Raw genomic sequence first — 17,575 nt, 5'->3', positions numbered from 1 at the left:
ATTCCTCCCGAGTCGAGGCGTCCTAGTTCGAATCTCCCCAAGCCCAACCTTCGAGCGCTCAGTCGGTTGATTTGCCGCTCGCGTCGGGATCGGCTTCATTCTCTCGTCGCACCACGTTCAGCGTGACCCGTCCGCGTCCCTGTGATGCCTCATCGCCCTCGAAACGCTTGTGAATCGTCACGGATTCCCCCGCTTCTGCATGCACGTAGCGCTCGCCGATCGGCACCTGCAGTGGCGAGGTGTCCTGCGTGGCGTGCGCAATCGCGCTGCGGGCGATGGCCTCCAGCTCGGCCGGCGTGATGTCGACCATGACATTGATATCACGCACCGCCGCCTGCAGGTGCGCGGACGTCAGCGGTGGGGCAGGGGGCTCGTCCCAACGGGCCAGGCCGATGGGATAGCGCCGCCAGGCGAACGGGTAATTCGCGATCACGGCGACCACAAACAGGATGGCGGTGTTCACCAGCACCGGCACGAGAAGATAGAGATACCCAAGTTCATGCACCGGCGCGCCACCAATCACGGCGATCAGGGCGGTTGCCCCACCGGGGGGATGGACGCAGCGCAGCAACTGCATGGCCGCAATCGCGCCGCCGACGGCGACCCCGGCTGCCAGGGCCGGGTCGGGAATCCAAGCCGCGGCACTCACCCCGATGACAGCAGAGACGATCTGGCCGCCGAACACGGGCCATGGTTGCGACAGGGCCCCATGGGGCACGGCGAACAACAGGACGGCCGCCGCGCCCATCGAGCCGACCATCAGGATCGCCGCCCATGGGCCGGCGACCCAGCTGGTCAGGGCGTACACCGCCCAGATCCCCACTAGCGCGGCTAACCCGGCGATCACCATTTCCCGCCAGCCGACTCGTGTGGTGCCGGGTCCGATGAAGTTTTGGATTCTCGTCAGAAAGCGCCTTGATAGGGTCTCTCGTGTCATGCGTATTACCTGCAACGACTGGCGGGTGAAAGCGAGGCCGGATTCTACCGCCCTTGCCCCGTGATGGTGCAACCAGTCGGATTGACGGGGTGCGGCCCGAGCGGATAAAGTTAAAAGTTAGTCTTGACTAACTTTTTCGAGGGGGCGACTTGATGCGGGTAGACGAGGGGCCGGCGGTCCGGCCATGGGCTGGCCGGGCGACACGCCGACTGGCGGCCATGCAACGCGTGCTCGTGGCGGTATTGGCACTCTGGGCGCTGCTTGCCCTGTTGCTGATGACCCCCTCGGCCAGCGGTGCGGACCAACGCCTGTCGGTGGTCGCGACCACCGGGATGATCGCCGATGCCGTGCGCGAGATCGGGGGCGAGCGGGTCGAGGTGGACGGTCTGATGGGATCGGGCATCGACCCGCACAGCTACCGCCAGACCCGCAGTGACATCGTCGCCATGACGCGGGCCGACCTGGTGCTCTGGCACGGGTTATATCTCGAGGCCCAGATGGAGGAATTCCTGCAGCGTTTGGCCAAGCGTCAGACGGTGTTGCCGGTGGCCGAAGGACTGGAGCGCGACCGTCTGCTCGGCCACGAGGATTATGACGACAAGCGCGACCCGCACGTCTGGATGGACCCCGGTCTCTGGAGCGAGGTGGTCGCCAACGTGCGCGATGCCATGATCGAGGCACGTCCCGATCTGGAAGCGACTTTCCGCAAGCGGGCGACCGATTACATCGAGCGCATCGAGCAACTGGGCCAGTGGGCCACCGAGGTCACGTCAAGCGTGCCGAACGAGGCGCGCTTGCTGCTGACCGCGCATGATGCCTTTGCCTATTTCGGTCGCGCCTACGCATTCGAGGTGATCGGTATCCAGGGCATATCGACCGAATCCGAGGCCGGGCTGCGGCGCATTCGCGACCTGGTCGATCTGTTAGTCGAGCGCGAGATCGCTGCCGTGTTCGTCGAGAGTTCGGTATCGGAGCGTAATATCCGCGCCCTGGTGGAGGGCGCGGCCTCTCGTGGCCACGAGGTGCGCATCGCCGGGACACTGTACTCCGATGCCATGGGCTCGGAGGGCAGCTACGAAGGCACCTACATCGGCATGATCGACCACAACATCACCACCATCGTTCGTGCCCTCGGCGGCCAGGCGCCAGCCGATGGCATGCAGGGTCGGTTGACGGAGGGGGAGCGGTGATTCGGACCATGCAGAGGGCAATGGGCCAGGCAATGGGCCAGGCAGCGGCCAGCGATCCGCTCGATAGCCTGTCGGACAAGCCGCTGGCGGTGCGTGGTTTGACGGTCTCCTACGGTGACAAGCCGGCGGTGTTCTCGCTCGACATGACCGTCGAGAATGGCTCGATGACTGCCATCATCGGCCCGAACGGCGCGGGCAAGTCGACCACCCTCAAGGCCGTGCTGGGCATCGTGCCCCGGCTCTCGGGGGTGGTGTCGGTGTTCGGTCAGCCGCTGGCAAAAAGCCGTCCCCGTATCGCCTATGTCCCGCAGCGGGCGTCGGTGGACTGGGACTTCCCCACGCGGGTAATCGACGTGGTGCTCATGGGGCTGGCGCGCGAACTGGGGCTCTTGCGGCCGGTGCGCGACCGACACCGCAAGCACGCGTTCGAGTGCCTCGACCGCGTCGGCATGCGCGATTTCGCCGAGCGGCAGATCGGTCAGCTCTCCGGCGGGCAGCAGCAGCGTGTCTTCCTGGCCCGGGCGCTGGCGCAGGGAGCGGACCTCTATCTGCTCGACGAGCCGTTCGCCGGGGTGGATGCGGCCACCGAACGGGCCATCATCGACGTGCTCAAGGCGCTGCGTGCCGAGGGTCGCACGGTGGTGGCGGTTCACCATGATCTTTCCACGGTGCGCGACTACTTCGATCACGTCATGATGATCAACGTGCACAAGGTCGCCGAAGGGCCGGTCGCCGAGGCCTTTAGCGAGGAGAACCTGCAGCGCGCCTACGGCGGCCGGCTGGCGGCGAACCTGATGGATCAATTGCAGCTCGGCGGCCATTGATGCTGCTTGATGCCCTGACACTGCAGCTGGGCTACAACGCCACGCTGGTGGCGATCGGTGCGGCCCTGTTGGGCATTGCTGCCGGTGCGTCGGGCACCTTCCTGTTCCTGCGCAAGCGCGCGCTGGTCTCCGATGCCATCAGCCACGCGACCCTGCCGGGCGTGGGGCTCGCCTTTCTCGTCATGGCCGCCTTCGGTGGCGATGGGCGTCACCTGGCGGGGCTGTTGTTGGGGGCGGCACTGACGGCCGCGGCCGGGCTGCTGACCATGCATTGGCTGACCCGCCGCACGCGTTTGGCCGAGGATGCCGCGATTGGCGCGGTGCTGTCGGTGTTCTTCGGCTTCGGGGTGGTATTGCTGACCGTCATCCAGACCGTCTCGGTCGGTCGACCCGCGGGGCTGGAGGACTTCCTCCTCGGTGCCACGGCAGGCATGCTCTATCAGGATGCCGTGCTCATTACGGTAGCCGGGGCGCTGGCCGTGCTGGTGGTCTGGGTATTGCGACGACCGATGACGATGGTTGCCTTCGATGCCGGCTTCGCGGCCGCCTCGGGGGTGAACGTCCGGCGGGTGGACCTGGCCATGATGGGGCTGGTGCTGGCGGTGACCATCATCGGGCTCAAGGTGGTCGGCCTGGTGCTGATCGTCGCGCTGCTGATCATTCCGCCGGTGACCGCGCGGTTCTGGAGCGATCGCAGCCATCGGGTGGTGGCGATCGCCGGCGTGTTTGGCGGACTATCGGGTTTTGTCGGCGCGGCGATCTCCGCGACGGCGCCGGCGCTGCCGACCGGGCCGATCATCGTGCTGACCGCCTTTGCCCTGTTCGCCGTCTCGATGCTGTTCGCCCCCGGCCGCGGGGTGCTGGCCGCCTGGCTGAGACACCGGCGTCAGCAGCGGCGCATCCACCTGCGCCAGGGGCTGCTGGCAATTGCCCAGGATATGCCCATCTACGAACGCTACACCCTGCAATTGCTGGTTCGCGCGGGTCTGGCCCGCGCCGACGGGGTGCCCACGGAGCTGGGTCGGCGCCGCGCCGAGAAGGCATGTCGCGACGAGTCGCGCTGGACGATCGCCCGCCGGATGCACTCGCATGAATCGGCCGTGTCGCGCTACGACGGCCTGCTGGTGATCGAGGACGTACTGACCCGCGACGAGATCCGCGAGATCGATCGACAGATTGCCGATGCCGGCGGGGAGTGCGCCTGATGGGCGGCGAATTCGTGATGCTGTCCCTGGTGCCGATCCTGATCGGCGTGCTTGCCGCCGTCGCCTGCGCCTTGCCGGGCAATTTTCTGGTCCTGCGGCGCCAGGCCCTGATCGGCGATGCCATCAGTCACGTCGTCCTGCCGGGGATCGTGGTCGGCTTTCTCTTGAGCGGCACGATCAGTTCCTGGGCGATGATGGCCGGTGCCGCCGGGGCGGCCGTGGTGGCGGTGCTCCTGATCGAGTTGATTCGGCGGCTGGGGCGGATCGAGCCTGGCGCGGCCATGGGCGTGGCCTTCACCGCGCTGTTCGCCTTCGGCGTGCTCCTGCTCGAGCAGTCGGATACCTCCTCGGTCCACCTCGACGTACAGCACGCGCTCTACGGCAACCTCGAGAGCCTGATCTGGGTGGAGGCCCGTGGTTGGGGCTCGTTGTTCGACCCGGTCGCGCTGGCCGGTCTGCCGCCCGAGCTGCCGCGGATCGCCATGGTGGCGCTGCTGATGCTGGTCTTCACGGTGGTCTTCTGGCGGCCGCTCAAGATCTCCACCTTCGACGAGGGTTTCGCCCGCGTGCTGGGCATGCGCACCAACCTGATCGGCCTGGGGCTGGTGATCATGGCGGCGATCGCGGCGGTGGCATCCTTCGATGCAGTCGGCTCGATCATCGTCATCGCCATGTTCATCTGCCCGCCGGCGGCCGCCCGACTAATGACCAATCGGCTCGAGGCCCAGGTGCTCTGGTCGGTGGCCTTTGCCGTGTTCTCCGCGGTCATGGGCTACGTGCTGGCCGGTTACGGTCCGTTGTGGCTGGGAGCAGACGACGCCGTGAGCGCGGCGGGGATGATTGCCACCGTGTCCGGTCTGGTGCTGGCCCTGGCCGCGTTCTACGGTCCGCATCGACAGGCCAGCGGTGCGTCCGTCGGTACCTGATCTCCCCGCGACGCCGGCCGGGTCTGTATCGGCGGCTCCCTTCCGGGCTCGCCCTTTTGGCGTCGACAATTGCGATCCGTTGCCGAGGCAGGCCTGCGTCGTGCGCGTGAGGTGATTGGCCGGCGCGTCGCGCTTGGTTGCCTTTTCGGGACACGGGGCAACAAGTTTTACGGCATGGACAGGTGCCATCGGGCGTCGTCTGCTTGAATGGTTGGGTAATCCAACCAAACGGCGACCTGCCATGACACGTTCAGTCCGATTTACCACCACCCTGCTTGCCGCCTCGGCCCTCGCCCTTTCCGGTGCGGCCTTCGCATCATCGGGGCAGCAGTGCCCGCATCACGGCGACCGGGCGGGCAAGTCGATGCAGGCCGGCCCTTCCGGGCACGGCAAGCATGCTCAGAAGGGCGAATGCCACGGCGGCGCCGATCGTCACGAGCGCCTCGCGGAGATGCTGGACCTCGACGAGCCCCAGCGCGAGGCCTTCGACGCCTTTGTCGAGACCGGCGAGGAAGGACGCGAGACCCGCATGGAGATGCGCCGCGAAATGCGCCGCGAGATGATGGGGGCAAGCGTGCCCGCGCAGATGGAGCAGTGCGCCGAGCACATGAAGGAGGCCTCGGAGCGCATGGCCGAGCGTGCGGATGCCATGGCGGCATTCTACGAGACGCTCGACGAGAACCAGCAGCGCATGGTCGACCGGATGATGGGACACCAGGGCAAGGCGTCTCATCACGGCAAGGGCCACCAGGGTGGCGGTTGTTCGCGTCACTGAAACCCAGCCCTTCCCGATCGTGACCCCGGTCTTGGCCGGGGTTTTTTCTGGGCACGTCGGCAAGCCGGGTCCGCCACACCCCACGGGTTCTCGTGCGGGCATGTCGCCCCTGCGCGTTGCGGGTCGAGATCGACGCGATAGACTTGCCAGTCGTCCAATCGATCAAGGGAAACATAAGGTGACTGAAGTGAAGACAGCGAAGGTCGCCGGCATGACCGTGCTGGCCGGGGTGTTGTTGATGCTGGCTGGTTGTTCGAGCCCCAAGGCGGATTTCGAGGCGGTCTGTAAGGCGAACTCCGGCGATGCCGAGGGCTGCGCCTGCATGGGCGAGCGGCTGGACAATAACCTGGGCGAGGAGCAGTTCGCGGAATTGGTCGCGCTGATGCGCGATGAAACTGCCTCGATCGAAGAGGTCGGCGGGCGTCTCAACGAGCACACGTTCCAGGAACTGATGATCGCCGCCAAGCAGTGCGGAACGCGCCCCTGATTGCCCGCGTCGTCACGCTGATCGTCACGCTGCTAGTGCCGATCACCCAGGCGCAATCTCAAGCCATGCCCCGTGGCGACTCGCTGCGGACGGGGGACATCGTGCTCACCGGGAATGACAGTGCCTGGGCCTTTTTCGCCCGCCGGTTCGCCGACCACGATCCGCGCTGGAGCCACGCCGGCCTGGTGCTGCGTGAAGGCGAGAAGGTCGCCGTGGTCCACATGGATGGCTCGCCCGCGGGAGGACGGATCCGACGCGAGTCGGTTGCCGCGTTCACCGGAGAGGCTCGACATGTAAAGGTGGTGCGCCCGTCACTCGATCACGGTCAGCGGGCGCTGATCGGCGACTGGCTTCTCGATCACCTCGCGCGGCAGACCACCTTCGACACCCGTTTCCGCCTGGACGACGATCCGAGCTTTTACTGTTCCGAACTGGTCTGGCGTGCTTTGGATCGGGTGGGGCTGACGCCCGGGGACGAGACCCTGCCGCGTGTCGCCGGCCGGGTCTTCGTTCCGGTTGATCGACTCGTGACCCTGGGCCGAGTTGCGGGTCGGGTCGTGGCCGGGCCGGACGTCGCAGCGTCGGCCGTTGCCGGGGCGCGCTAAGACGTTTTGGCAACGGCTGCTTCCACCGCAAGACAGGAGATGTGCGCATGGCCAGAGACGCCGCCTTCGAGGCCCATCACCAGCGCTACGACGACTGGTTCGAGCATCACCAGGCCGCCTATCACTCCGAACTGCTCGCCCTGCGTGCATTCGTGCCCTGGAGCGGCGACGGCCTGGAGATCGGCGTGGGCAGCGGTCGCTTTGCCGGGCCGCTGGGTGTGCAGGTGGGCGTCGACCCGTCTCCGGCCATGCTGGAATACGCGGCCAGACGCGGCATCGAGGCGGTCGAGGGCGTCGCGGAGCATCTGCCATTCCCGGCCGGGCGTTTCGATCATGTCCTGGTGGTCACCACGATCTGTTTCGTCGATTCGCCCGCGGCGATGGTCGCCGAGGCATGCCGGGTGCTGCGACCCGGCGGGCGGCTGGTGATCGGCTTTATCGACCGTGACAGCCCGCTGGGCGAGGACTACGAGGCGCATCAGGATGAGAGCGTCTTCTACCGGGACGCCACCTTCCACTCGGCCGGCGAGGTGGGGCGTTTTGTCGAGGAAGGCGGCTTTCGCGTGGCGGCGTGGGGGCAGACACTGGCCCGCTTGCCGACACAAACGCGGGAAATCGAACCCCTGCGATCCGGGCACGGCGAAGGCGGCTTCGTGGTTGTCTCCGCGATCCGCGGGGCCTGAGTACCGATGCCGGGCGGTCCATTCCTGTTTGCCCTGTTCGGGCTGGTTTTCCTGTTCGTCCTGATCCAGGTCGGGGCGCTGCAGTTGACCTTCCAGAAGCTGGGGCTAGCCCCAGAAGCGGGCATGACGCTACTGTTCGTCTCGCTGATGGGCAGCCTGGTCAACGTGCCGCTGTTTCGCATGCAGGCCGAGGCGCCCGACGAACCAGAGCCACCCCCCGACCCGTTGCGCCGCCTGCTCAAGCAGCACCAGGTGCCCTTCGAGGGGATCACGACCGTGGCCGTGAACCTGGGCGGCTGCCTGCTGCCGCTGACCTTTTCCGCCTACCTGCTGCTCAATGCCGGCGCCGCGCCGTTCGACTACCTGCTGGCCGTGATCACGGTCTCGGCCGTGTCGTACTACGCCAGCCGTCCCGTGCCGGGAATCGGTATCGGCATGCCGATCCTCGTCGCGCCGCTGGCGGCCGCCATGGCCGGCATCGTCATCGATCCGGAGCATAGCCCCGCACTGGCCTACGTGGGCGGTACCCTCGGGGTGCTGATCGGGGCCGACCTGCTGCGCCTGAAGGACATCCGCAAGATGGGCTCGCCGGTGGCCTCGATCGGCGGGGCGGGCACCTTCGACGGGATATTCATCACCGGGATTATTGCCGTGTTACTGGCCTGAGGCGGCCAAGCCCCTTATCAGAAACCACCGTCATCCGTAGGTCGGGCTTCAGCCCGACATTCCACCGGGATGACAGGTGATTCGGTTTCGGCAGGGTAGGGTCGGGGCCTGGGCGGCTGTCGGGCTGAAGCCCGACCTACAGTGGCGTCGCTCGTTCGCTGGGCAGCGCGAGTGTTCGCGTCCGTCCTCGATTACGTCAGCGTGCCGCCTTTAGCGCCTGATCAAGATCCTCGATCAGGTCGTCCACGTGCTCGATGCCGATCGACAGGCGCACCATGTCCGGCGGCACGCCCGCGGCGCGCAGCTCCTCGTCGTTGAGCTGACGGTGGGTGGTCGAGGCGGGGATGGCCGCGCAGCTCTTGGCATCGCCAATATTGACCAGCCGCAGGATCAGGTTGAGCGCGTCGTAGAAGCGCACACCCGCCTCGCGGCCGCCCTTGAGCCCGAAGCTGAGGATGCCCGAGGCCCGGCCGTCCATGTATTTCTGCGCCAAGCGGTGGTCCTTGTGCTCGGGTAGCCCGGCGTACTGCACCCAGCTGACTTGCGGATGCTCCTCGAGGAATTCGGCGATCTCCTGGGTGTTCTCGCAGACTCGATCCATGCGCAGCGAGAGCGTCTCCAGCCCTTGCAGCAGGTTCCAGGCGGACTGGGCCGACAGGGCGGCGCCGGTATTGCGCATCGGCACCACGCGGGCGCGGGTGATAAAGGCCGCCTGACCGACGTCGTTGGTGTAACTCACGCCGTGGTAGGAGGGATCGGGCTCGATCAGCAGCGAGAAGCGCTCCGGGTGCGCGGCCCAGTCGAAGTTGCCCGAGTCGACGATTACGCCGCCGAGGGTGGTGCCATGCCCGCCGATGTACTTGGTCGCCGAGTGGATGACGATGTCGGCGCCGTAATCGATCGGCTTGAGGAGAAAGGGCGTGCCGACGGTGTTGTCGACCATCAGCGGCAGGCCGTTGCGATGGGCGATGTCGGCCAGTCGCTCGATGTCGGCGACGCTGCCCGAGGGATTGCCGATCGACTCGCAGTAGATCGCGCGTGTGCGTTCGTCGATCGCCGCCTCGATGCCGGCAAAGTCGTCCTTGTCCTGCATCCGCACCTCGATGTCTTGGCGGGGCAGGGTGTGGGCGAACAGGTTGTAGGTGCCGCCGTAGAGCTCGCTGATCGAGATGATGTTGTCGCCGGCCTGGGCGATGGTCTGGATCGTGTAGGTGATCGCGGCCATGCCGGTGGCCGTGGCCAAGGCCCCGATGCCGCCGTCGAGTGCCGCCATGCGCGCCTCGAGGACCCCGCAGGTGGGGTTCATCATCCGCGAGTAGATATTCCCCTGGACCTTGAGGTCGAACAGGTCGGCCGCGTGCTGGGCGTTGTCGAAGCTGTACGACGTGGTCTGGTGGATCGGCACGGCGACGGCGTGCTGGTCGTCCGGTTCGTAGCCGGCGTGCAGGGCGATGGTTTCGGGGCGCATGCTGTCCTCCTTGTTTTTCTGGAAAGAGTAGCCTCAAACACGCTCGATGTCTGTCGCGGCCGACTGGCTTAGTCGAGCAACAATTCCATCTGGGCGGCAAGCAGGCCGAGCAACGCCAGGATGATCGCCACGGCGATCGCGATGGGTTTCCGGGAGCGTCCCGAGTCTTTTCCCATGCCGATCTCCGCGAGGAGGTGGCGGATCTTCTTGCGCTTGTAGACACGGTTGAGCCAGGGGCTGACCGCGCGGATCGGGATGCCGGCGCGATCGCCCAGGCCGTCGATCATGACGAAGTGTCCCGACGGGTGCCAGGCGAGGTTGTCCGGCGACAGGTCATTGATCAACACGTTCGATGCCAGCGCCCAGTCGGCGAATCGCTCCAGCGCCCGTTGTTCGTGCGGTCCGAAACGGCCGCCCTCGACTAGGTCGTGCAGGGTGGGCGCCAGCTCGCCGTTCTCATCCAGTACCGCTTCCACCAACAGGTCCGCCCCCATGTCCGTGTCGATCACGCCGAGGATGTTGCGGGTAGGGCGCGAGTCGACCGGGTGCCAGCGCCCGCGAGGCGAGGTGCTCGATCATCTCGCGGGCAAACGCCCGGTGATGCCCGATGCGACGGCGCTTTTGGTAGAAGCGGTCGCGCTTGTCCCGGCGCTCGATAAAGCGCGGGTTGACCACCTTGACCAGCACGCGTGGGTCGTCGGGGTGGCGGAAGACGAGCTTCTGCGCCCCCTGGCCAACGGGGTTGAGGGCGGTGAGTTGAAGGGGAGAGATCAGGTCCATGGGCGCTGCCGAGAAGTAGGCGGGCAAGAAACAGCGGGTGATTGTAGCGTTCCGGCCATTACGGGTCAGTCGGCCTGTTCGTCGGTCGGGGTGATCTCGCGCTCGCAGGCCGTGCCGGTCTCGATGCAGGTGAGGTTCTCCAGGGTCTGCTTCGCGATCTGGTCCAGCGCCTCGCGCGTGAGGAAGGCCTGGTGCCCGGTGATCACCACGTTGCCGAACCCGAGTAGCCGGGCGAACTGGTCATCGGTGAGCGGCTCGTCGCTGCGATCCTCCCAGAACAGAGGCCCCTCGTTCTCGTAGACATCGATGCCGAGTCCGCCGATCTGCCCGGATTTCAGCCCGTCGATGGCCGCCTGCGTGTCGATGACCGCACCGCGGCTGGTGTTGACGATCAGCACACCCGGTTTGAGTTGTGCGACGGCCGCCGCGTCGATGAGATGGTGGCTGTCCTCGGTCAGCGGGCAGTGCAGGCTGATGATGTCCGAGCGCGTAAGCAGGTCCTCCAGCGAGACGTAGTCGATGCCCATCGCAAGACATTCGTCGTTGGGATAGGGGTCGTGGGCGATGACCTTGGCGCCGAAGCCCTGCTTGAGGATGCGCGCGAACACCGTGCCGATGCGCCCGGTGCCGACCACGCCCACCGTCTTGTCGACCACGTCCATGCCGACCAGCCCGTGCAGGGCGTAGTTGCCCATGCGGACCTGCGAGACGGCGCGCGGCAGGTGCCGGTTGACGGCCTGCATGAGCGCCACGGCGTGTTCGGCTACCGCGTTGGGCGAGTAGGCGGGCACGTTTACCACGCGCAGGCCGGTCTCGGCGACCGCGTCGAAATCGACGTGATTGCAGCCGGCACAGCGCAGGGCGAGCACCTCGGTACCGCCCTCGACCAGGGCGTGGATCACCCGGGCATTGAGGATGTCGTTGGCGAAGACGCAGACGGCCGGATAGCCCTGGGCCAGATGGACGGTTTCTTCGCTCAGGCGCTGGTCGAAGTAGTCGATCTCATGCCCTTTCCGCTCGGCCTCGAAGGCCTCGCGATCGTAGGGCTTGGTATGGAAGAAAGCGACTTTCATAGCAGTGATGTCCCTGTCTGCATCGATGGAATGGTGCCTTGGATTCGTCGCGCCGGATTGGTGCGTCGTCGGCGTCAAGCATAGCGCGCTATTCCCACTCTAGCCTGCCAGTACCTCGAGGATCTTTCCCAGCATCCTCCGGCATGCCTCATCGACTGCCCGGCGTCCGGTCAGCCCGAATCGGGTGGCCACTGCCGTGTCCTCGTGGAGCTGCAGGAAGCGAGCAGTCAGCAGAGCGCGATCATCCGAAGCGAGGGCCTCGATCACCGCGGGATGGCCGAGCGCCGTCGGCAGGAAGCGGCGCAGTGGCCCAAGCGCGGCATCCAAGTGATGACGACGGTAGGCGCAGGCTTCGATCTGCCGGCGTTCGACGTCATCGAGGGTGGGCATGTCAGCCGGCGGCGTGCTCGCCAGCAGCCCCGACAGTCGGGCGGGGTGGGTGTGGCGCAAGGGCCCGGCAGCACGGTCTGCCACGGTTCCGACCAGACGACGCGTGGTATGTGTGACCGCTTCCTGTCCCGCCGGTGACAACCCCAATGCCATGACCATCGCCTCCTGCCCCGAGGCCGGGTCGCGGTGCTGGCCGAGATGCAGGCCGACGAGATTGCAGGCCCACCAGAAGTCGACCAGGTCATCCTGTGCGCCGAAACTCACGCCGAGGAAATCAAGGCCGTCGGCACGGGCCGTCTCGGCGATGGCTGCCACCAGCCGCCGGCCGAGACCGCGCCGACGGGCCGCCGGATGGACGGCAATTCGCTGGATCCGTCGGCCGGACAGCGTTGGCCAGTCGGCCTCGCCGGCGTGTGCCGCGAGGGTCTGCGGCAGCAGGTGGCCATGCAGGCGGCGTTCGCCGGCGAATACCGCCTCGGCAAGCGATTCGGGCAGGTTGCCTTCGTCCTGTACCACGGCGGTCGCCAGGATTCGGTCGTCTGCCTGGATTGCCCACAGGTGGGTGCCGGGTGCCTCGAGCAACTGGCGTAGATCGCGCGGCGTGGTGCGGTAATGGGCGCTGACCAGCAGGCCGAACAGCTCGACGAGCCGAGGCTCGTCGGCGGCCAGTGCGTCGCGATCCAGCTGTCGCGGCGGGCCGGGGGCGAGGGGGCCCTCCGCCGGCAGGTCGGCCGGCTCGGCATCGAGAAGCAGCAGCCGGTCGATCAGGGTCTCGAGCGGGTCGTCCGCCGCCCAGCGTATCGGCGTAATGAGCCGCTGGTGATGCACCGAGACCGCCTGCTCCTCGAGACGGGGCAGGAACCGCAGCGCGAAGCCGCGGCCGCTGCCTTCGTAACCGTGCTCGGTGGTGGCGAACACGCAGCGCGAGTGGCTCGCGAACAGGTCCTCGAGCAGGCCGGCGGGCAGGGCCGCCGCCTCGTCGACCAGCAACAGGCGTCCCGATGGGCGCTGCTCGATTAGTACATCTGGCGGTACGAACCGCAGGCTGTGGGCGCCGAGACGCAGCGTGCCATCGGCATCGGTTTCGGTCCCGACGACCTCGGCGGCGCGCGCGAACACCGGCTCGATTGCCGCGCGCCGTGGCGCGGTGACCAGCACGTCGCCCAAGCCCATCTGCAGGGCGTGAGCCGCGGCAATGCCCAGTGCCGAGCTCTTGCCGCGTCCCCGGTGCGAGCGCAGCACCAACGGTCGGCGCGGGCGGCCGTTGGCCACGGCAAGGATGCGCTCGACCGCTTCGGCCTGCTCGGGCGTGCGGCAGGGCGCGGCGGCGAGTGGCGGCTTGCCGGCATGCAAGGCGGGAAACGGTGCCGGTGGTAGCGGCTGGCCCTCCGTCACACTCCACAACACGGGCTGTTCGGCCAAGAGGCGAATCAGGCGACGGACGTAGGCCGAGCCGGCATCCGCCGGGGTGAACGGGTAGGGCGTGATCCGGGCCAGTTCCGGGTCCTCCCGGTCGGGCCAGTCGGCCAGCGGTGGGACGAGCAGGATCAGGCAGCCGCCGGCACGGGGCAGGCCGGCGACCGCACCGAGGGCATCGGGGTCGAACCCCGACAGGGCGTTGAATACCACCCGGTCGTATTCCCCGCCCAGTGATTCGCGGGTGCGGCGAAAGCCGAGCGAGTGGATTGTTGGCGGGGCATCGGGGCCCACCCAGAGCGTATCTGCATTGACCAGCGCCTTTGCTGCGGTCAGTGCCCAGTCGCGCGAGCCGGCGAGCAGTACCGGCAGGCGATGGCCGGCGCGTTGCCAGGCGGGCAGGGCGGCGTCGAGCGTGTCGCGTAGGGTCAGGTCGGTCGGGTGCGCTGGCATGGAGGGATTCTAGGCTCCTTGGCCAGCGCTGGCGATCACCCGCCGGCGAAGATGCCGCGGATCACGAAAAAGAACATCGCGGCCAGCAGCGCGGCGGCCGGCACGGTGATCACCCAGGCGGCGACGACCTTGAGCACCAGCGAGCGCTTGACCAGTTCACGCTTGTAGATCTTCTTCAGGCCCTTGCGCTGGCGTTTGCTGATGTGTGCCTCGCGACGCATGTTCTTGTCCTTGAGCTCCTGGAGCATCCGCTTCTTTTGCTTGAGCGGCGCTGCCCGGAAGCGCTCGAGGTATTCCTGCATCACCTCGTCGTCATCACTTTCCGGGTGCAGGTCGCGGACCTGTTGTTCGAGACGGTCGTAGTTGGACTTGAGGTATTCGCGCAGGAACCCGACGCCGAATACCGCGCCGATGGTCACATGCGTGGTGGAGACCGGCAGGCCGAGTTGCGAGGCGAGGATGACCGTCAGGGTGGCGGCCAACGCGATGCAGTAGGCGCGCATCGGATCGATGTCGGTGATCTCGTGACCGACGGTGCGGATTAGTTTCGGGCCATACAGCGCGAGACCCACCGCCAGACCGAGTGCACCGATCAGCATCACCCACAACGGAATGGCCGCCTCGGAGGCGGTGCCCGCCTGCGTGAGCGCATCGTTGATCGCGGCCAGCGGGCCGACTGCGTTGGCGACGTCGTTCGAGCCGTGGGCGAAGCTCAGCAGGGCGGCGGCGAAGATCAGCGGCAGGATAAACAGGCGATTGACGCTCGCCTTGTTGTTTTCCTGCATGCCGTCGGCGGCTCGGGCGACGATGGGACGGACGATGAAGAATACGATCCCGGCGAGCACTAGGCCGATCAGCACGGCGCCCAGGAACGGGATCTCGATGATCTTTTTCAGGCCCTTGACCACGAGATACGTGCCGAAGGCCCAGGCCATCAGCGCGAGGAACCAGGGGACGCGTTTTTTCGCCGCATCGATCAGGTCGTCCTGATAGGTGATGCTCCGCTTGATCAGGTACAACAGAACGGCGGCGAGCAGCCCGCCGAGCAGGGGCGAGATCACCCAGCTGGCCGCGATTTGTCCGACCGTGCCCCAGTTGGCGATGCCCCAGCCGGCCGCGGCGATACCGCCGCCCATCACCCCGCCGACGATCGAGTGGGTGGTCGAGACGGGTGCGCCCATCGCGGTGGCGAGGTTGAGCCAGATCGCCGCGGCGAGCAGGGCGGCCATCATCAGCCAGACGAAGGTCATCGGGTCATCGATGGCGGCCGGGTCGATGATGCCGCCCTTGATGGTGCTGACCACGTCACCACCGGCGATGATCGCGCCGGCCGCCTCGAAGATCGCGGCGATGGCGATGGCCCCGCCCAGGGTCAGGGCCTTCGAGCCGACGGCCGGGCCGACATTGTTGGCGACGTCGTTCGCGCCGATGTTCATGGCCATGTAGGCGCCGATCACCGCGGCGGCCACCATAACGAGACTGACGTGCCCCTGGGTGAGCCAGGTGAACAGCGCTACGCCGATGACGAACAGCAGGGCCACACCAAAGCGGAACAGCTCCCGGCCGGCGGGTTGGGCAACCTTTTCGGACGCGTCCATCTCGTTGAGATCCATGTCGAATACGCCTGTCACAATGTCATGAAAAACGGAACGTTATCGGACCCGCGCCGCTTCGTCCATTTCCCAAGCCCGGGAGTCGGTCTTGAGCGCGCGTGTTCGACCGTGCGCGGTTTCCTTCCGAGGCCGAATCTGGCCCAATACGCGCCATGTCAAAAACCCCCCGCGAAATCCTGAACAGCGTCTTCGGTTACGAGGACTTCCGCCCGCCGCAGGGCGAGGTGATCGAGACGGTCACCTCGGGCCGCGATGCCCTGGTCCTGATGCCCACCGGCGGCGGCAAGTCGCTGTGCTACCAGGTGCCGGCGCTGTCGAGCCCCGGCACGGCCATCGTGGTCTCGCCGCTGATCGCCCTGATGCAGGACCAGGTTGCCGCGCTGCGCCAGCTGGGCGTGGCCGCGGCCTTTCTCAACTCCAGCCTCTCGGCCGAGCAATCCCGCGAGGTGATCCGCCAATTGCACGCCGGGGAACTCGATCTGCTCTACCTGGCGCCGGAGCGGCTGATGACCCCGGCGGCGCTCGAGCGATTGTCGGGCCTGCCGGTCAACCTGATCGCTATCGACGAGGCGCACTGCGTCTCGCAGTGGGGCCACGACTTCCGCCCGGAGTACATCCGTCTGGGCGAACTGGCCGACCACTTCCCGAACGTCCCCCGCATTGCCCTGACCGCCACGGCCGACGAGGCGACCCGTGAGGAGATCATCAACCGCCTGCGGTTGGATAACGCGCGGCGCTTCGTCTCAGGTTTCGACCGGCCCAATATCCGTTATCGCATCAGCCAGGGCAGTGGCGGTAGCCGCGACCGGCTGCTGCGTTTCATCCGCGAGGAGCACGCGGGCGAGGCGGGCATCGTCTACTGCCTGTCACGCAAGAAGGTCGAGCAGACCGCCGAATGGCTCAGCAGCCAGGGCCTGGTCGCCTTGCCCTACCACGCCGGCTTGTCGGCCGATCACCGGCGCACCGTTCAAGAGCGCTTTCTCGCCGAGGAGGGCGTCATCGTGGTCGCGACCATCGCCTTCGGCATGGGCATCGACAAGCCCGATGTGCGTTTCGTCGCGCACCTGAACCTGCCCAAGAGCATCGAGGCCTACTACCAGGAGACCGGCCGGGCCGGGCGTGACGGCCTGCCGGCCGATGCCTGGATGGACTACGGCCTGCAGGACGTGCTCACCCTGCGCCAGATGATGGCCGGTTCCGAGGCGGACGAACGCATCAAGCGCATCGAGCAGGCCAAGCTCGACGCCATGCTCGGGTTGACCGAGGAGACCCGCTGCCGTCGCCAGTCGTTGCTGGGCTATTTCGGCGAGACGCTGGCCGAACCCTGCGGCAACTGCGACAACTGTCTCGAGCCACCGGAGACCTGGGATGCCACCGAGGCCGCGCAGAAGGCGCTGTCCTGCATTCATCGCACCGGGCAGCGCTTCGGCGTGAACTACCTGGTTGCGGTGTTGCGCGGCGAGGCGGACGACCGGATGCGCCGCTTCGGCCACGACCAGATATCCACCTTCGGTATCGGCACGGAATTGTCCGCCACCGCCTGGCGGGGCCTGTTCCGCCAGTTGATCGCGCGCGGGCTGATCGCCGTCGATGCCGAAGGCCACGGTGGACTGCACCTCGACCCCAGCGCCCGCACCGTGCTGCGCGGCGAGGAGCGCCTGCATCTGCGTCCCGAGAAAAAGCGCCAAGCGGGTCGGCGCGGGGCAAAGCCGGGCAGCACCCCGGTGCCCGCGGAAGACGAGCCACTCTGGGATTCGCTGCGCGCCCATCGCAAGCGGCTGGCCGAAGAGCAGGGCATTCCGCCGTACATGGTGTTCAGCGATGCCACCCTCAAGCACATGCTCGAGATACGACCGACTGGCCTCGAGGAAATGGCGGCGGTCTCCGGGGTGGGCGAGCACAAGCTGGAGAAATACGGCGAGGGGTTCCTGCGCATCCTGCAGGCGCATGCCGGCTGACCAGCCGACTTGCCGTCGTTGGTGCCGGGGGCGACGACTCTGACTCGATGATTCGAGTCGGTATGCGGGTTGGTACAGATCGACTTGATGAGTGACTGGATATCCTAAGCTGTATTTATATACAGT

General features: G+C 66.8%; 17 protein-coding genes. 10 read left to right on the top strand and 7 right to left on the bottom strand.

Features of this window, described 5'->3' with window-relative positions:
• Positions 1 to 58: 58 nt before the first annotated feature.
• A complete protein-coding gene (locus tag ABGV18_RS08595; RefSeq protein ID WP_449728737.1) occupies positions 59 to 937 on the bottom strand; it encodes an HPP family protein in 879 nt (292 codons plus the stop codon).
• Between the two features lie 218 nt (positions 938 to 1,155).
• Between ABGV18_RS08595 and ABGV18_RS08590 the strand changes: the two genes are divergently transcribed.
• From ABGV18_RS08590 to ABGV18_RS08550, 9 genes are all read left to right on the top strand, one after another.
• A complete protein-coding gene (locus tag ABGV18_RS08590) occupies positions 1,156 to 2,127 on the top strand; it encodes a metal ABC transporter solute-binding protein, Zn/Mn family (RefSeq protein WP_396585667.1) in 972 nt (323 codons plus the stop codon).
• Positions 2,128 to 2,135: 8 nt separating this feature from the next.
• On the top strand, positions 2,136 to 2,951 hold the full coding sequence (locus ABGV18_RS08585) for an ATP-binding cassette domain-containing protein (protein WP_396585666.1): 816 nt from the start codon (positions 2,136 to 2,138) through the stop codon (positions 2,949 to 2,951).
• A complete protein-coding gene (locus ABGV18_RS08580) occupies positions 2,951 to 4,156 on the top strand; it encodes a metal ABC transporter permease (protein ID WP_396585665.1) in 1,206 nt (401 codons plus the stop codon). The genes ABGV18_RS08585 and ABGV18_RS08580 overlap by 1 nt, the downstream gene beginning before the upstream one ends.
• Complete coding sequence (locus tag ABGV18_RS08575; RefSeq protein ID WP_396585664.1) at positions 4,156 to 5,082, top strand: metal ABC transporter permease; 927 nt, start codon at positions 4,156 to 4,158, stop codon at positions 5,080 to 5,082. Before ABGV18_RS08580 ends, ABGV18_RS08575 begins: the two co-directional genes overlap by 1 nt.
• Before the next feature lie 241 nt (positions 5,083 to 5,323).
• Positions 5,324 to 5,857 (top strand): Spy/CpxP family protein refolding chaperone, encoded by a 534-nt coding sequence (locus ABGV18_RS08570; RefSeq protein ID WP_396585663.1) that lies wholly within the window; start codon positions 5,324 to 5,326, stop codon positions 5,855 to 5,857.
• Positions 5,858 to 6,035: 178 nt separating this feature from the next.
• A complete protein-coding gene (locus ABGV18_RS08565) occupies positions 6,036 to 6,344 on the top strand; it encodes a hypothetical protein (protein ID WP_396585662.1) in 309 nt (102 codons plus the stop codon).
• Complete coding sequence (locus tag ABGV18_RS08560; protein ID WP_396585661.1) at positions 6,326 to 6,949, top strand: hypothetical protein; 624 nt, start codon at positions 6,326 to 6,328, stop codon at positions 6,947 to 6,949. Before ABGV18_RS08565 ends, ABGV18_RS08560 begins: the two co-directional genes overlap by 19 nt.
• Positions 6,950 to 6,996: 47 nt before the next feature.
• Positions 6,997 to 7,632, top strand: a complete 636-nt coding sequence (locus ABGV18_RS08555) for a methyltransferase domain-containing protein (RefSeq protein ID WP_396585660.1) — start codon at positions 6,997 to 6,999, stop codon at positions 7,630 to 7,632.
• Between the two features lie 6 nt (positions 7,633 to 7,638).
• Entirely contained in the window at positions 7,639 to 8,298 is a 660-nt protein-coding gene (locus ABGV18_RS08550) for a DUF1614 domain-containing protein (RefSeq protein WP_396585659.1), read from the top strand.
• A gap of 196 nt (positions 8,299 to 8,494) precedes the next feature.
• Here the strand turns inward: ABGV18_RS08550 and ABGV18_RS08545 are convergent, their stop codons facing one another.
• The 6 genes from ABGV18_RS08545 to ABGV18_RS08520 form a co-directional block, all read right to left on the bottom strand.
• Positions 8,495 to 9,766: an aminotransferase class I/II-fold pyridoxal phosphate-dependent enzyme gene (locus ABGV18_RS08545; protein WP_396585658.1), complete on the bottom strand. Its 1,272-nt coding sequence runs from the start codon at positions 9,764 to 9,766 to the stop codon at positions 8,495 to 8,497.
• Positions 9,767 to 9,834: 68 nt separating this feature from the next.
• Positions 9,835 to 10,260 (bottom strand): YrbL family protein, encoded by a 426-nt coding sequence (locus tag ABGV18_RS08540; RefSeq protein ID WP_396585657.1) that lies wholly within the window; start codon positions 10,258 to 10,260, stop codon positions 9,835 to 9,837.
• Entirely contained in the window at positions 10,223 to 10,546 is a 324-nt protein-coding gene (locus ABGV18_RS08535; protein WP_396582355.1) for a protein kinase family protein, read from the bottom strand. The genes ABGV18_RS08540 and ABGV18_RS08535 overlap by 38 nt, the downstream gene beginning before the upstream one ends.
• A 65-nt stretch (positions 10,547 to 10,611) precedes the next feature.
• Positions 10,612 to 11,619: a 2-hydroxyacid dehydrogenase gene (locus tag ABGV18_RS08530; RefSeq protein WP_396582357.1), complete on the bottom strand. Its 1,008-nt coding sequence runs from the start codon at positions 11,617 to 11,619 to the stop codon at positions 10,612 to 10,614.
• A gap of 99 nt (positions 11,620 to 11,718) precedes the next feature.
• On the bottom strand, positions 11,719 to 13,878 hold the full coding sequence (locus ABGV18_RS08525) for a tRNA(Met) cytidine acetyltransferase TmcA (protein WP_396582358.1): 2,160 nt from the start codon (positions 13,876 to 13,878) through the stop codon (positions 11,719 to 11,721).
• A gap of 35 nt (positions 13,879 to 13,913) precedes the next feature.
• The gene (locus tag ABGV18_RS08520) at positions 13,914 to 15,491 is read right to left on the bottom strand and encodes an inorganic phosphate transporter (RefSeq protein ID WP_396585656.1); all 1,578 of its coding nucleotides are present in this window, start codon (positions 15,489 to 15,491) and stop codon (positions 13,914 to 13,916) included.
• A 152-nt stretch (positions 15,492 to 15,643) separates the two neighbouring features.
• On the opposite strand from ABGV18_RS08520, the gene recQ reads away from it, so the two are divergent.
• A complete protein-coding gene (gene recQ / locus ABGV18_RS08515) occupies positions 15,644 to 17,449 on the top strand; it encodes a DNA helicase RecQ (protein WP_396582361.1) in 1,806 nt (601 codons plus the stop codon).
• Positions 17,450 to 17,575 lie beyond the last annotated feature (126 nt).

Origin of the sequence: Guyparkeria halopsychrophila, from assembly GCF_044582135.1 — a bacterium.
GTDB lineage: Bacteria > Pseudomonadota > Gammaproteobacteria > Halothiobacillales > Halothiobacillaceae > Guyparkeria.
This window is presented reverse-complemented; position numbering and strand designations above follow the sequence as displayed.